Below are 15,051 nucleotides of genomic sequence, written 5' to 3'. Positions count from 1 at the left end.
GCGACCGTGCCTCAGGGCAGAAGCAGCCCGCCGTCCACGTGCAGCACCTGCCCCGTCATGTGCCCCGCCCCCGGCGACAGCAGGAAGGCGACTGTCTCGGCAATGTCCGCCGGTTCGCCCAACCGCCCGTTCGGCGTTATCGCCCGCGCGCGCTCCATTGCCTCGCTCGTCGTCGCCCGATGGCCGCCGGCGTCCTTGCGCACGAACCCCGGCGCGATGCAGTTGACCGTGACGCCGTCCGGGCCAAGCTGCGCCGCAAGCGTCATGGCCAGCGCCTCAAGCGCCGCCTTGGCGGCGCTGCTGGCCGGGAACAGCATGCCGTTCGTCCCGAAGGAATGCGCGACGAAGGAACTCACCGCGATCACCCGCCCCCGGTCCGAGGCCTGCAGGTCGGGAAGCGCGGAATCGATCAGCCGGAAGAAGGCCATCGGCATAGTGGCGAACGCGCGCTCTAGGTCCCCCGCCGACAGCTCGCCAAAGCACGACCGCTGCGCCCGTCCGGCGTTCGACACCACCTGATCGACCCGGCCAAAGGCCTCCCGCGCCGCCGCGAGCAGCGACCCCGGCACCGCCGGATCGGACAGATCCCCCAGCCGCGTGACCACCTCGGCACCTGCAACCCGCGCCGCCTCGGCGACCGCTGCCAATCCGTCCGCGTTGCTGCCGGTGTGCAGCAGCAGCCCGACGCCCGGCGCCGCGACGCGACGCGCGATTGCGGCGCCGATGCCGGTGGCCGCCCCCGTGATGACAATGACCGGTTCGCTGGACATGCCCGTCCTCCTCAAGAATGCACCTTCATCCGCAGCCCCATCACGCCCCCCCGGTTCCAGCAGGCGGCCATGTGTCCCTCCGCCTTCGGCTCCAGCGGCGGCACCTCGTCACGGCAACGCTCGGTGGCGATGGGGCATCGGGGGTGGAAGCGGCAGCCCGAGGGCGGGTCGGCAATGTCCACCGCCTCGCCCGGGTGGATGATGCGGCGGCGCGCGCGCTGCACCGGCGGATCGGCCACCGGAACCGCCGACAGCAACGCTTCGGTATAGGGGTGCACGGGACGCTCATAGATCGCCTCGCGCGGGGCGACCTCGACGATGCGCCCGGCATACATGATCGCCACCCGGTGCGAGATGTGCCGCACGATGGCGAGGTCATGCGCGATGAACAGGAAGGCGATGCCAAGCTCGCGCTGCAGGTCCTGCATCAGGTTCACCACCTGCGCCCGGACCGAGACATCGAGCGCCGACACCGGTTCGTCCGCGACGATGAGCGAGGGCTTCAGCGCCAGCGCGCGGGCGATGCCGATCCTCTGGCGTTGGCCGCCGGAGAAGCTGTGGGGATAGCGGTCGGCGGCGTCGGCGGGCATGCCCACGCGGTCGAGCAGTCCGCGCACCTCGCGCGCCGCTTCGGCCCGCGATGCGACAAGTCCGTGGACCAGCAGCGGTTCGGCCACGATGTCGGCCACGGTCATGCGCGGGTTGAGCGAGGTGTAGGGGTCCTGCAGGATCAACTGCATCCGCGCCCGCAACTTGCGCAGGGCGTCCCCGCGAAGGTGGGTGATGTCCTTCCCTTCGAAACTGATCCGTCCCGCCGAGGCCGGCACCCGGCGCAGGATCGCCCGTCCCACGGTGGTCTTGCCCGACCCGGATTCTCCGACCAGCCCCAGCGTCTCGCCCGGAGCGATCTGAAGGGACACGTCGCTGACCGCCGTCACCGATCGCGCGCGCCGGAACAGCCCGCCCGAGGACAGCGGGTAATCGACCGAAAGGCCGTCGACGGAAAGGGCGGGATCGCGTGTCATGCGGCGCCCACGTCCCAGGCGTCGACCCCGGCCCGGCAGCAGGCGACATGGCCCGCGCCGTGCGATGCCAGGCGCTGCGGCGCATGGCACGCCGCCTGCGCGGCGGGGCAGCGCGGCCGGAAGGCACAGCCCTCGGGCGGGGTCCGCAGCCCCGGGGGCGTGCCGTCGATGGAGACCAGCCGGTCCTCCACCGCGTCGAGCCGCGGGGTCGAGCGGATGAGCCCCTGCGTGTAGGGGTGCCCGGGGCGGGCAAAGATGTCGTCGACCGTGCCGGTTTCCACGATCTGGCCCGCGTACATCACCGCCACCCGGTGGCAGAGCCCCGCCACGATGCCAAGGTCGTGGGTGATGAGGATGATCGAAAGGCCGAGCTTTTCCTGCAATCCCGCCAGCAGTTCGAGGATCTGCGCCTGGATTGTCACGTCGAGCGCGGTGGTGGGTTCGTCCGCGATCAGCAGGCGCGGCTCGCTCGCGATGGCCATGGCGATCATCACCCGCTGCCGCATCCCGCCCGAGAACTCGTGCGGGTACTGGTCGAGGCGGCGCGAGGCGCCCGAGATCCCCACCGCGTCCAGCAGCTCGGCCGCGCGGGTGCGCGCCGCGGCGCCGCGCAGGCCGAGGTAGAGGTGGATCACCTCGCCCAGCTGCGCGCCCACCGTCATCAGCGGGTTGAGAGAGGTCATGGGGTTCTGGAAGATCATCGTGATCTCGCGCCCCCAGATCCGGCGGGGCCTGCGCCGCACGCCTTCGCCCACCAGCGGCATGCCATTCCAGCGCACCGCGCCACCGGCAATCCGCCCCGGCACGTCGATCAGCCCCATCACGGCCTGCGCGGTCACGCTCTTGCCCGAGCCGCTTTCGCCGACGAGCCCCAGCGTCTCGCCGCGCCCGAGCGTCAGTGAGACGCCGCGCACCGCCTGCACCAGCCCGGCGCGCGTGTCGAAGTCGACCCGGAGGTCGTCGATCTCGAGCAGGGGATCGTTCATGCCGTGCCCCTCCGCCTGCGCCGCGCGGCCACGGTGCGGGCGTGGCGCTTCTCGCGCTCCTCGGGGTCGGTCGTCACCCGCAGCCAGTTGGCGAAGAGGTTGATCGACAGCACCGTCGCGACGATGGCCAGCCCCGGGAAGGTCACCAGCCACCACGCGATAAAGAGGTAATCCCGCCCCGAGGCCACATCGAGCCCCCAGGAGGTGTCGGGTGGCTGCACCCCGAAGCCGAGGAAGGAGACCGCCGCCTCGGCCAGCACGATGTTGGTGAACTCGAGGATCAGCAGCGTCAGCAGCGGCGACACGAGGTTGGGCAGGATGTGCACGAAGATCACCCGCGAGGGGCGGCAGCCGATGACCTCGGCCGCCTCGACATAGGGTGTCTGCCGCGTGGAGGACACGACGCTGCGCACGAGCCGCGCGTAGACCATCCAGTTGGTCACCGACAGCACGATGATGAGCGTCCACATGCCGGGGCCAAGGACGCCGACCACCAGCAGAATCAGAAGGATGCCCGGAAAGGACACCTGGATGTCCACCAGCCGCATCAGCACGGAATCCGTCCGCCCGCCCATGAAGCCGGCCCAGAGCCCGACCACCGTGCCGATGCCCGCCGCGATCAGGCAGGTCAGCCCGCCGATGGTCAGCGTCGTGCGCGCACCCCAGATCAGCCGACTGAAAACGTCACGGCCAAGGTTGTCTGTCCCGAGGATGTGCTCCCAGCTTCCGCGATCATTCCAGACCGGCGGCGTCAGCCGCGACAGGATCGACTGGTCGGCGGGATCGTAGGGCGCCACCAGCGGGGCAAGGATTGCCATGGCGACGATGGCGAGAATCACGGCCAGCCCCAGCGCCGCGGGCTTGTCCTGCCAGAGCTCGGCCAGAAGGGCGCGGAGCGGTCGGTGGGGCCTTGCCTGCGTCATCAGTTCAGCTCGATGCGCGGGTCGATCATCTTCGACAGCACGTCCATCAGGATGCCGATGCAGACGATCATCAGCGCGATGGAAAAGACGATAGCCTGCACCAGGAACAGGTCGCCGCGCTGGATCGCCTGCACGGCCGTCAGGCCCAGCCCGGGCCAGCCAAAGACCGTCTCGACCACCACGGTATAGCCCGAGAGCGTCGTGATCAGCTCCCACCCCGAGATCGACAGGAAGGGCACCATGATGTTGCGCAGCGTGTGCACGCGCAGGATGCGCCCGAGGCCCAGCCCCTTGGCGCGGGCGGTCTTGACGTATTGCGTGTTCATCTCGTCGATCATGGCCGCGCGCACCATCATGGTGAAGCGCGCCAGCGGCGTCATCGCCAGCGTCAGCGCGGGCAGCACGAGGTGCGCGGGCGTCCCGATGCCCGACGTCGGCAGCCATTTCAGCGTGACCGAGAAGATCATGATCGCCATCAGCCCCAGCCAGAACTGCGGCATGGCGAGGCCCAGCAGGCTGATCGAGGTGGTCAGCCGATCGGCTAATCCCCCGGGGCGCAGCGCCGCGATGGCCCCCAGCGGGATCGACAGCACCACCGCCGTGCCGAGGCCCGCGGCAATCAGCAGCGCGGTGTTGGGAAGGCGCTCGAAGACCACCTCCATGGCCGGGCGCCGCTGCCACAGGCTGTCGCCGAAATCGAGCAGCGCGACATCGCCCGCGAAGCGCAGGAACTGCACCCAGATCGGCTGGTCCAGCCCGATCTGCGCGGCGAAGGCAGCCCGCTGTTCGTCCGAGGCGCTTAGCGGCAGCATCAGCGACACCGGATCACCGGCCAGCCGCGTGATGACGAAGACCACCGTGGTCACGCCGAAGACGACGAGGAACCCCTGGAACAGGCGTCGGAGGATGAAGTCGGTCAAGCGTCACTGGTCCCGGGACGTGCCGGGGCGGGTGGCCCGCCCCGGTCATTGCGGTCGCTCACTCGGAGACCGACATCTCGCTGATGATCAGCTTGGCGTCGGTGCGCGGTTGCCATTCCATCCGCTCGGACATGCCGTAGATGTCCTGAAGGTTGAACAGCGGCACCGTGTAGTTGCGGTCATGCGCGCGTTTCAGGATCTCGTCGTAAAGCGCCTGCCGCGCGTCCTCGTCCGTCTCGACCCGGGCCTCGTCGATCATCTCGGCCATTTCCGCGTCCGAGTTCGACGCCGCGGCCCCGTCCATGTGGTAGATGAAGGATGTCTCGCGGTCCGCGTCCAGCAGCTCGTTCGAGTTGGCGATGAAGATCGCGTCGGGGCGCGGCCCGTCGCCCATCAGGCTGTCGAGGTATTGCGAGAATTCCTGGATGTCGGTGGTCACGTCCAGCCCGGTCTCGGCCCAGTAGGCGGCGACCGCCTCGATTTGCTCCCGGTCCTTCAGCCAGCGGCCGGATTCGCCCACGACGACCAGCGGCGCGCCCACGGCATCGGCCTCCTCGATGAGCGCCCGCGCCCGCTCGGGATCGTAGTCGTAGTAGTCGAGATCGTCGTTGAAGCCGAAGGCCGCCGGGTTCACGTGGGTGCCCTTGGCGATGCTCGCGTAGCCCATGAACAGCGCCTGCACCATGGCCTCGCGGTCGATGGCGAGGTTCAGGGCCTCGCGCACCTTGGGGTCCTGCGTCACCTCGTTGTCGGTGCCCAGCACGAAGACCGAGGTTTCCAGTCCCGGCACGGCCGCGAACTTCGGCACGGTCGAGGTGAACTCGGGCAGCAGGTTGGTGATGACGTCGAATTCACCGGCCATGAGGCCCGAAAGCCGCGTTCCGGGCTCGGGCACGAAGCGGTAGGTCACCTCGTCGATCTCGGGCTCGCCGCCCCAGTAGTCGGGGTAGGCGGCAAGCTCGAGCTCGGTGCCGCGGTCCCAGCTTTCGAACATGTAGGGCCCGGTGCCCACCGGCGCGCTGGCCAGGTCGCCCTCGGCGGCATAGCCGGGGTCGATCATCTTCATCCAGTACATCCGCGACGGCAGGATCGGGTCCGGCCCCGAGGTCAGGATAATGACGGTCATGTCGTCGACCTTTTCGGCCCCGGCGATGGTGCCAAAATAGGCCATCTGCTCAGAGTTGTTCTCGGGGTCGATCACCCGCTCGACCGAGGCCACCACCGCGTCGGCGTTGAAAGGCGCGCCGTTGTGGAAGGTCACACCTTCGCGAAGCGTGAACTGCCATGTGGTCTCGTCGATCTGCTCGGGCGCGGCTGCGGCCAGCCCCTCGATCAGCTCGCCCTCGGGCGTGCGCGCCATCAGCGCCTCGTAGATGTTGTCGTTGACCTGCCGTTCGCCGCCGTCGTCGCGCAGCTGCGGGTCGAGCGTCGAGGGCTCCGACCCGATGGCAATGGTGATCGCCTGCGCCGAGACGGAGCCGCCCGACGCCGACATGAAGAGGGCGGCAAGGCCCGCGCTCATCGCCAGAACTCTGAAAGTCATCAATCTATCCCCTGTCGAAGCGTGCTTTTGTTCTTTGCCGGAGTGCGCCCCGGGTCTGCTGCCGCCGCCGGCCGGGACAGGTTCACCACCCCGGACCGCCAAACGCCAACTTCCCGGCGCCCGTCTCCGCGGGGTTGCCGGCAGCCGTCCTGCGTTCGTCGCGACCTCGCAGGATGCTATCGGCGCCCGACAGTTGCCGGAAGCCCGGAAAAGTGGTCCGGCGATGAGTTTTGATCATGCCGAGGCCGTACTGGCACAACCAGCCGCAGCGCTGCGGGCCTCGCCTAGCAGCCAGTCGCGCACCGCCTGCAGCTCGGGCCGGTGGGCCCGGGTTTCGGGGATCGCGATCCAGTAGGTCTCGCCCGAGGGCACCGGCGCACCGAAAGGCAGCACGAGGCTGCCCTCCTCCAGCTCGCGGGTCACGTAATGCCAGGGCACCACCGCCATCCCCAGACCCTCGACCGCCCCGCGGATCAGCATCTCGTTGCGCGAAAACCGCATCCCCTGGATCGCGCCCTCGTAGCGCACCCCCGAAGCGCGCAGCCAGGCTAGCCACAAGCTCGGACGGCGCGCGTTCTGCAGGGTCGGCACCCGGTTGCAGTCCAGCAACTCGCCCACGGGCCCGATCTCGCGCATCAGCCCGGGCGAGGCCACAACCGCAAGCTGCTCGCGAAACAAGGGGCGGGCCCGCATCTCGCCCCAGGCATCGACGCCCCGCGTGATCGCGATGTCGAGCTTGCCGGTATCGGCCTCGGCCCCGTCGCGCAGGTCGAGCACCTCGACCGGAAGCCCCGGAAAGGCCTTCGCGAACCGCGGCAGCCGCGGCATCAGCCAGCGTGCGGCAAGCGCCGATGGCGCCCCGAGCATGAGCGACATACTGGCCTTGCGCCCCCGCACCGCGTCTATCGAAATCTCCTCCAGCCGGTCGAGGTTCTGCCGCACCTCCTCGGCGTATACCCGGCCCGCGTCGGTCAGCACCAGCCGCGACCCCGTGCGCTCGAAAAGCCGCACGCCAAGCTGGGTCTCCAGATGGTTGATGTGCCGGCTGATCCCGCTCTGGGTCAGCATCAGGTCCTCCGCCGCACGCGTGAAGCTGAGATGCCGCGCCGCGGCCTCGAAGGCCTGCAACGCCGAAAGCGAGGGCAGGAAGCGGCGCACGTGTGTTCCTTCGCAAGGGCTGCATGAGCAAAACTCATGCGCGAACCAGTTTTCAACGTTTTCCCCGCGGGATCGCCCCAGTCTAGAGTCGCAGTCACAACGGGGCAACGCGCGTGATCGGATGCGCCCTCCGCTGCCGCCAAATTGCGCAACAACGGCAAGCCCCGGCACCGGCGGCCATCCCGGCGCACAGGGACAGAAAGACACGCGATGCCTCAGAACGGGCCCGGACAGGTTGTCGTCATCGGCGCGGGAATCATCGGCGCCTGCACCGCCCATGCGCTTCTCGACGCGGGGCGACAGGTCACCCTGGTCGATCCCGACAGACCCGGCGGCGCCCAGGCGGCAAGCTACGGCAACGGCGGCTTCCTCAGCCCCGCCTCCAGCATCCCGATGTCGGTGCCCGGCCTGTGGCGCAGGGTCCCGGGCTACCTGCTCGATCCCTCCGGCCCCCTGACGATCCGCTGGCGCCACTTGCCGCGGCTCGCTCCCTGGCTGATCCGCTTCCTGCGCGCCGGCGCGACCCAGACCCGCTTGCACCGCACGGCGGGCATCCTTGCGGGTCTCGTGGGCGATGGCGCGGCCCGCCACATGGCGCTTGCTGGCAGCGCAGGCTGCCCCGAGCTGATCCGCCAGGACGGGTTGATCTACGCCTACGAAACCCGCGCCGAATTCGATGACGAGGCCGCCTTCTGGCAGCTGCGCCGCTACAACGGGCTGCGCTGGCGCGAACTCTCGGACGAGGCGCTCTGGGATTTCGAACCCGCCCTGCGTCCGCTCCACCGCTTTGCCGCCGTGGTCGACGATGGCGCCCATTGTACCGACCCGGGGGCCTATGTCGCGGCGCTCGTCGGCGCCGCCGAACGCCGTGGCGCGCGGCTGGTTCGCGCCCGCGCCACCGGCTTTACCTGCTCTGATGGACACCTCCGCGCGGTGCGCACCAATGAGGGCGAGCAGCCCTGCACCGCGGCCGTCATCGCCGCCGGCATCGACTCCGCGGATCTCGCCGCGCAGCTTGGCGATGCGGTGCCACTGGTCAGCGAACGCGGCTACCACGTGGAGCTTCCCACGGGTCCGGGCGCGCCCCGGCGACCGGTCATGCCGGGCCGCGGCAAGATGGCAAACCTGCCCACCCGCACCGGACTGCGTGCGGCAGGTCAGGTGGAACTGGCCAGCACCGACGCGCCCCCCGACTGGCGCCGCGCGGATATCCTGCTCGACACGCTGCGCCGGACCTACCCCGACCTCACCATCGACCCGTCGCAGGTGCGCCGCTGGTACGGGCATCGCCCTTCCACCCCCGACGGCCTGCCGGTGATCGGACAGGCCACGGCCACCCCGGACGTCATCCACGCCTTCGGCCACGGCCATTCCGGCCTCGTCGCCGCCCCGATCACCGGCGCCATCGTCGCGGCACTCATCGGCGGCACGCCCCCGCCCCTCGACCCCGCCCCCTTCGCGCCCGCCCGCTTCCGCTGAAGGGATCAGCCAAAGCCGCTTGCACCCGGCGCATGCCCCGTGCTTCCTGTTCCCGCCCAAGGCAGGAAGGCACGCCCATGATCCCCGGCCCCCGCAACCTCATCACCGACATCCCCGGCCTCTATGTCGGCAATGCCGAGGACCACGGCGCCCGCACCGGCACCACGGTGCTGACCGCCGACCGGCCCATGACCGCCTCTGTCGCGGTGCAGGGCGGCGCCCCCGGTACGCGCGAAACCGACCTGCTCGCCCCCGACAAGACCGCACCCGGCGCCGATGCGCTCGTGCTCTCGGGCGGCAGCGCCTTCGGCCTTTCCGCAGCACAAGGCGTCATGCACGCGCTGCACGCTGCAGGCCGCGGCTTCCCGGTCCTCTCGGCCCGCGTCCCCATCGTGCCCGCCGCAATCCTCTTCGACCTGCTGAACGGCGGCGACAAGACCTACGACGAGGGATTCTTCCCCGACCTCGGCCGCCGCGCCCTCGCCAATGCGCGCCAGGACTTCGCCCTCGGCACGACCGGCGCCGGCACCGGCGCCCAGACCGCGCAGCACAAGGGCGGCCTCGGCTCGGCCAGCCTGGTCGTCGGCGATCACACCGTGGGCGCGCTCGTCGCCACCAACCCCATGGGCAGCGTCACGACCCCCTCGGGCCGTCACTTCTGGGCCGCACCCTACGAGATCGCCAGCGAATACGGCGCGCTCGGCCCCGATCCGACCGAGGGCCTTCAGCCCCTGCCGCCCAGCCGCAAGGCCGCCGCCATGGCCAGCCTCGGCAACACCACCATAGCGATTGTCGCCACCGATGCCGCCCTCGACAAGGCACAGTGCCACCGCATGGCCGTAGCCGCCCACGACGGCATGGCCCGCGCCATCCAGCCCGCGCACAGTCCGCTAGACGGCGACCTCGTCTTCGCCGCCAGCACCGGCGCCACGCCCGTCGAAAACCCGGTGGAAACGCTCACCCTGCTCGGCCATGCCGCGAGCATCTGCCTCGCCCGCGCCATTGCCCGCGCGGTGTGGGAGGCCACGCCCATGCCCGGCGACACCCTGCCGACCCTGCAGCAGGAGCTCGGCCGCGCGCGCTAGCGCAGGATCGGCGGCTTGTCCGGATCGCTGCCCGGCGCCGGGCGCTCCACCGCCTCGGCCTGCGGCGCCTCCGGCAGATCAAAGCGCAGGCCCACCCGCGCCAGCCGCGCCGCAATCGGATCACTGCGCCGCAGGAAGACCACGTCGAGCGCCCCGGCATCCAGCCCCGAGAAGACTAGCGCCTCGTTGATCGCCCGCGCCAGCGCATCCTCGGACCCCGGAACAGGCTCGGCAATGCCCAGAAGGTGCCCGCGCGAATTGTCCTCGTAAACGGCCGCGGCGAGCCAGGCACAGGCCGCGAGCCCCGCCGCACTCGCCAGCCGCGCGTCCAGCGCCTCGAGCAGCACCTGCGGCAGCCCCGATGGCGGCGAAAGCTCCGAAACCCGCGCCTCGCTTTCCTCCGGTCCGTGATCCAGCGTCCCGGCCAGCCAGTCCACCGCCTCGGCCGGCAGCAACAGCGACGAGGGCGCCACCTCCAGGTTCACGCCCATCCCGATGCCCTGCCCGGCGAGCATCCGCACCACCGCGCGCCCCGGCAGCGCCGCGTAGGGCGAGATCCGCCCGGTAAAGGCCGAGAGCCGCTCCTCCCGGTCGAAGACCAGCACCACCTTCGCCTCACCCAGGTCGAAGATCTCGGGTTCCACCACATCGCCCTCGGGCTCCCTGGTCAGCAGCACGAACATCTCGGTGGCGGCCAGCCGGTCGTAAAAGCGCAGCCGCGCGGCATCGTCCTGCGGCGCGGCCTCCATGGCCTCATGCGCGGCGTCGAGCGGTGTCGTCTCGGTCATCCATCACCTCGCGGATGCGGGTCCGGAGCACCGGCAGCAGCTCGGCCTCGAACCAGGGGTTGCGTTTCAGCCATGCCGTATTGCGCCACGACGGATGCGGCAAGGGCACCGCATCGGGCCAGTAGTCGCGCCAGCGCGCCACGGTCTCGGTCACGCCCGCCCGGGTGCCCAGGTGGTAGCGGTGCGAATAGCCGCCAACGTAGAGCTTCAGCGCGAGGTCCGGCAGCGCCTCCATCACCGCGCCGTGCCAGGTCTCGCCGCAGACCTTCGGCGGCGGCAGGTCGCTGCCCTTGGCGTCATACCCCGGAAAACAGAAGGCCATGGGCACGATGGCGACGCGCGACATGTCCCAGAACTCATCCTCGCTCAGCCCCAGCCAGGCCCGCAACCGCTGCCCCGAGGGGTCGTCGAAGGGCCGCCCCGACTTGTGCACCCGCATCCCCGGCGCCTGCCCGGCGATCAGCAGCCGGGCACCGGGCCGGAACCACACGACCGGGCGCGGCGCATGCCGCGTGGCCGTCGCGGCAAAGCGCTCCGCGCAGATGCGGCAGCGCGCGATCCTCTCTGTCAGCGGCTCATCCATATGTCTCCAGATAGGCCCTTCATCCGCGATCCGCCATGACCCCGGCCACCCGCGCCCGCAGCACCGGCAGCAGTTCCGCCTCGAACCAGGGATTGCGCTTCAACCACGAGCTGTTGCGCCAGGAGGGATGCGGCAGCGGCACGGCCCCCGGCAGGAACGCGCGCCAGCGCCCCACCGTCTCGCCCACGCCGCCCCGCGCGCCCAGATGCCAGCGCTGCGCCAGCCCGCCCACCGCCAGCAGCAGCGGCACCTCGCCCACCTCCGCCATGACCGCATCGCGCCAGGTCCGGCGGCAGATCGCGGGCGGCGGAAGGTCGTTCCCTGCCGCGTCATAGCCCGGAAAGCAGAAGCCCATCGGCACGATCGCCACACGGTCGCGGTCGTAAAACGCGGCCTCCTCCAGCCCCAGCCAATCCCGCAACCGGACTCCCGAGCCGTCCCGGAACGGAAGATCGCCCTCGTGCGACCGCCGCCCCGGCGCCTGGCTCGCGATCGCCAGCCGCACGCCCGGGCGGAACCACACCAGCGGCCGCGGCGCATGCCCCGTCGCCGTCGCGGCAAAGCGATCCGCGCAAATGCGACACTCTGCCAGTCTCTTCCTCAACTCTGACATGCCGCACGGACCTAGCCCATGCCGCCCGCGCGGAAACACCCTCCCGTCAATCGCACGGCGCATGTGTCCCCGCCTGCGCTTCTTCTCGCTCCAAATACCTCGGGGGAGCGCCGCAGGCGCGGGGCGGAGCCCCCACCGATGTTCCTTCGGAAAACCGACCCCGCTCCGACATATCCAATCATTTCGAAACCGCTAGAAATATCGCTTGCCAGATCACATCATTTCGACGATGCTAGAAACATGAAAAACGAATCCGCCCCCCGCCTGCACGACATGCCGCTCGAGATCGCCGCGTCCAAGTTCGCGGCGCTCGGCTCCGAACAACGCCTCTCGGTGCTGCGCGCCCTTGTGCGGGCCGGCCCCGAGGGGCTCAGCATCGGTGAACTCGGCGCGCGCACGGGCGTGACCGGCTCCACCCTCACACACCACATGCGCATCCTCACGCAGGCGGGCCTCGCCACGCAGGCGAAGCAGGGCCGCAGCGTGATCTGCGCCGCCGCCGCCTACGACGAGGTGCGCGAGCTGTCGAATTTCCTGCTCACCCAGTGCTGCGCGGACTGCCCGCCCGGACAAAGGAACCACGATCATGGCTGAGACAACCCAGCGTCCCCCGCGCCGCCTGCCGCGCCCCGACCCGGCTTGGCTCGCCAGTCTCGCGCTGGTGGGGGCCGTGGCCCTCTTCGACACCGGCCGCACCGTCGAGACCGTCACCTTCGCAGGCAGCGCGCTTGCCCACACCGCGCCCTTCATCCTCTTCGCGGTGCTGGCCGTGGCGACGCTCAAGGCAACCGGATCGGAAAACCTCCTCGCCCGCGCCTTCGAGGGCAATCCCGCCCGCATGATCGTGCTGGCGGCGCTGCTGGGCGGGCTCTCGCCCTTCTGCAGCTGCGAGGTCATCCCCTTCATCGCCGCCCTCCTGGCCGTGGGCGCGCCGCTCGGTGCCGTCATGGCCTTCTGGCTCGCCTCGCCACTCATGGACCCGGCCATGTTCCTCATCACCTCCGGCACGCTCGGCTGGGACTTCGCCGTGGCCAAGACCCTCGCCGCGGTCGCCCTCGGCCTCTTCGGCGGCTTCGGCACCATGGCCTTCGCGCAGAGCCCCGTCTTCCGCGATCCCTTGCGCGTGAAACGCCAGTCCAGCTGCGGCAGCTGCTGTTCGGGCAGCAAGAAACCCTTCTCCGACACGCCCAAGTGGCGCTTCTGGGAAGACGCCCCGCGCCGCGCCACCTTCCGCGAGACCGCCTTGGAAAACGGCCTCTTCCTGCTCAAGTGGCTGACGCTCGCCTACCTGCTGGAGGCCGTCATGCTGCGTTACATCCCGGCCGAGACCGTGGCCACGCTTCTGGGCGGCACCGGCATCTGGCCCATCGTCCTGGGCGCCGTGGTGGGCGCGCCCGCCTACCTCAACGGCTACGCCGCGATCCCCATGGTCGATGCTCTGCTGGCCCAGGGCATGTCGCAGGGCGCGGCAATGAGCTTCGTGCTCGCCGGCGGCGTCAGCTGCATCCCCGCCGCCGTCGCGGTCTGGGCGCTGGTCAAGCCGCGGGTCTTCGCCGCCTACATCGGCTTCGCCGTCACCGGCGCGCTGGCCGCAGGTCTCGCCTGGGGCGCCCTGGCCTGAGCCGACCCGACGATCCTGCGCGCCGGCCCCCTCCCGGCGCGCAAGCCCTCTGCCGGTTCCAGCGCCATGCGCCCACGGGCCGCGCCCCGTCTCCCTGCCCCCGCGTTGCCCCCCGCCCCTCGAGCCGCTAAGCCGGAGAAGGGGACGTGGCGACGACGAGGGCGGTGACGGTGAAGGGCCTCTGGCATTTTCTGACGACCTATTCGCTCCTGCTGGTCTTCGGCACTCTGATCGCGCTGGTCTGGGCCAACACCGATGCCGCCAGCTACCACCACTTCGTCGAGTTCGAGCTCTGGAACCCCGCCCCCATCGGCGAGGCCCGCGAAGGCCACCGCGCGCTGACCGTCCACTACCTCTTCAACGACCTGCTCATGGCCTTCTTCTTCGCCACCGCCGCGAAAGAGGTCTGGGAGGCCGTCGTCCTCCAGAACGGCAGCCTGCGCGGCAAGAAAGCCGCGACCCCGCTCTTCTCCACGCTGGGCGGCATGCTCGGTCCTCTCACCGTCTACCTCGGGCTCGCGACGATCCTCGGCTCCGAAACCTACGACGCCGTCTCCAATGGCTGGGCCATCCCGACCGCCACCGACATCGCCTTCTCCTACCTCGTGGGACGGCTCGTCTTCGGCGCGGGCCACCCGGCGGTGCGCTTCCTGCTGCTGCTGGCCATCGCGGACGACGCCGCGGGGCTCATCGTTCTGGCGATCTTCTATCCCTCCGACGATCTCGCTCCGCTCTGGCTGCTGGTCTCGCTCGGCGCGGCGCTGACCGCCTACATCCTCTTCAACTGGCTGCCGCGCTACCTCGACCGCGGCCATGCCAGCCGCTCCGCCGCCACGTGGGTGCGCCACCGCCTTCACGTCTGGCCCTACGCTCTGGCCGGCGCCGTGTCGTGGTTCGCCTTCATGAAGGCCGGCCTGCACCCGGCGCTCGGGCTCCTGCCGGTGATCCCGGCGATCCCCCACGCCGACCGGCCCTTCGGCCTCTTTGCCGAGGAAGAGCAGTACATGACCGACCTGCTCAACACGATCGAACACGCCCTGCATGGGCCGGTCCAGGTCATTCTCTTCTTCTTCGGCCTGCTCAACGCCGGCGTCGTGTTCCAGTCCATCGGCACCACGACCTGGCTGGTGCTGGCCGGGCTGCTGATCGGCAAACCCGTGGGCATCGCGCTCTTCGGATGGATTGCGGCGCGGCCGCTGCGGCTCGGCATTCCCGACGGGATGCGCACCATCGACCTGCTCGTGGTCGGCTGCGTCGCCTCCATCGGCTTCACCGTCTCGCTCTTCGTGGCCTCCGTCGCTTTCGACAGCGGACCGGTGCAGGACGCCGCCAAGATGGGCGCGCTCTTCTCCTTCGCGGCCGCGCTGATCTCCATGGTGGCCGCGCGCCTCGCCGGGGTGAAGAAAAAGGCACTCTGACCTCGCACCCCGGGACACCGGCCGCCGGGCCGTCCCATTGAGACTCCACGCAAAATTCGCGCCTGCCCGCAACGCCGCCACGGTGCCTGCCCCACGGTCACGTTTCCGCCAGTTGCCGTGACGGCCGAATTCACCGCTG

Annotated in this window: 15 protein-coding genes; 5 read left to right on the top strand and 10 right to left on the bottom strand. The window is 70.2% G+C overall.

Annotated features, from left to right (window positions below; genetic code table 11):
* Positions 1–11 precede the first annotated feature (11 nt).
* From C8N44_RS12825 to C8N44_RS12795, 7 genes are all read right to left on the bottom strand, one after another.
* Positions 12–770 (bottom strand): SDR family NAD(P)-dependent oxidoreductase, encoded by a 759-nt coding sequence (locus C8N44_RS12825; RefSeq protein ID WP_107977162.1) that lies wholly within the window; start codon positions 768–770, stop codon positions 12–14.
* 11 nt (positions 771–781) lie between these two features.
* On the bottom strand, positions 782–1,795 hold the full coding sequence (locus C8N44_RS12820) for an ABC transporter ATP-binding protein (protein WP_107977160.1): 1,014 nt from the start codon (positions 1,793–1,795) through the stop codon (positions 782–784).
* Positions 1,792–2,781: an ABC transporter ATP-binding protein gene (locus C8N44_RS12815; RefSeq protein WP_107977158.1), complete on the bottom strand. Its 990-nt coding sequence runs from the start codon at positions 2,779–2,781 to the stop codon at positions 1,792–1,794. Before C8N44_RS12815 ends, C8N44_RS12820 begins: the two co-directional genes overlap by 4 nt.
* On the bottom strand, positions 2,778–3,704 hold the full coding sequence (locus tag C8N44_RS12810; protein WP_107977155.1) for an ABC transporter permease: 927 nt from the start codon (positions 3,702–3,704) through the stop codon (positions 2,778–2,780). The genes C8N44_RS12815 and C8N44_RS12810 overlap by 4 nt, the downstream gene beginning before the upstream one ends.
* Complete coding sequence (locus C8N44_RS12805; RefSeq protein ID WP_107977153.1) at positions 3,704–4,624, bottom strand: ABC transporter permease; 921 nt, start codon at positions 4,622–4,624, stop codon at positions 3,704–3,706. Before C8N44_RS12805 ends, C8N44_RS12810 begins: the two co-directional genes overlap by 1 nt.
* 58 nt (positions 4,625–4,682) lie before the next feature.
* Positions 4,683–6,167, bottom strand: a complete 1,485-nt coding sequence (locus C8N44_RS12800; protein ID WP_107977151.1) for an ABC transporter substrate-binding protein — start codon at positions 6,165–6,167, stop codon at positions 4,683–4,685.
* A 234-nt stretch (positions 6,168–6,401) separates the two neighbouring features.
* Positions 6,402–7,325 (bottom strand): LysR substrate-binding domain-containing protein, encoded by a 924-nt coding sequence (locus C8N44_RS12795; RefSeq protein WP_170121086.1) that lies wholly within the window; start codon positions 7,323–7,325, stop codon positions 6,402–6,404.
* Between the two features lie 210 nt (positions 7,326–7,535).
* Between C8N44_RS12795 and C8N44_RS12790 the strand changes: the two genes are divergently transcribed.
* Positions 7,536–8,804 (top strand): NAD(P)/FAD-dependent oxidoreductase, encoded by a 1,269-nt coding sequence (locus C8N44_RS12790; RefSeq protein ID WP_107977149.1) that lies wholly within the window; start codon positions 7,536–7,538, stop codon positions 8,802–8,804.
* A 77-nt stretch (positions 8,805–8,881) separates the two neighbouring features.
* A complete protein-coding gene (locus C8N44_RS12785; RefSeq protein WP_107977148.1) occupies positions 8,882–9,889 on the top strand; it encodes a P1 family peptidase in 1,008 nt (335 codons plus the stop codon).
* Here C8N44_RS12785 and C8N44_RS12780 read toward each other — a convergent pair.
* The 3 genes from C8N44_RS12780 to C8N44_RS12770 are packed head-to-tail and all read right to left on the bottom strand — an operon-like array spanning position 9,886 to position 11,873.
* A complete protein-coding gene (locus C8N44_RS12780) occupies positions 9,886–10,677 on the bottom strand; it encodes an SseB family protein (RefSeq protein WP_107977146.1) in 792 nt (263 codons plus the stop codon). The genes C8N44_RS12785 and C8N44_RS12780 overlap by 4 nt on opposite strands.
* Positions 10,643–11,260: a uracil-DNA glycosylase family protein gene (locus C8N44_RS12775; protein WP_107977144.1), complete on the bottom strand. Its 618-nt coding sequence runs from the start codon at positions 11,258–11,260 to the stop codon at positions 10,643–10,645. The genes C8N44_RS12780 and C8N44_RS12775 overlap by 35 nt, the downstream gene beginning before the upstream one ends.
* 19 nt (positions 11,261–11,279) lie before the next feature.
* Entirely contained in the window at positions 11,280–11,873 is a 594-nt protein-coding gene (locus C8N44_RS12770) for a uracil-DNA glycosylase family protein (RefSeq protein ID WP_107977142.1), read from the bottom strand.
* A gap of 240 nt (positions 11,874–12,113) precedes the next feature.
* Between C8N44_RS12770 and C8N44_RS12765 the strand changes: the two genes are divergently transcribed.
* The 3 genes from C8N44_RS12765 to C8N44_RS12755 all read left to right on the top strand — a co-directional run bounded on the left by C8N44_RS12765 (position 12,114) and on the right by C8N44_RS12755 (position 14,912).
* Positions 12,114–12,467, top strand: coding sequence for an ArsR/SmtB family transcription factor (locus C8N44_RS12765; RefSeq protein ID WP_107977140.1), 354 nt, complete (start codon positions 12,114–12,116; stop codon positions 12,465–12,467).
* The gene (locus tag C8N44_RS12760) at positions 12,460–13,494 is read left to right on the top strand and encodes a permease (protein ID WP_107977138.1); all 1,035 of its coding nucleotides are present in this window, start codon (positions 12,460–12,462) and stop codon (positions 13,492–13,494) included. The genes C8N44_RS12765 and C8N44_RS12760 overlap by 8 nt, the downstream gene beginning before the upstream one ends.
* Before the next feature lie 146 nt (positions 13,495–13,640).
* Positions 13,641–14,912: a Na+/H+ antiporter NhaA gene (locus C8N44_RS12755; protein ID WP_373282713.1), complete on the top strand. Its 1,272-nt coding sequence runs from the start codon at positions 13,641–13,643 to the stop codon at positions 14,910–14,912.
* The last annotated feature ends 139 nt before the right edge of the window (positions 14,913–15,051 follow it).

Origin of the sequence: Allosediminivita pacifica (assembly GCF_003054175.1) — a bacterium.
GTDB lineage: Bacteria > Pseudomonadota > Alphaproteobacteria > Rhodobacterales > Rhodobacteraceae > Allosediminivita > Allosediminivita pacifica.
Note: the sequence above shows the minus strand (reverse complement) of the source record. Positions and strands in the feature narration are given on the sequence as shown.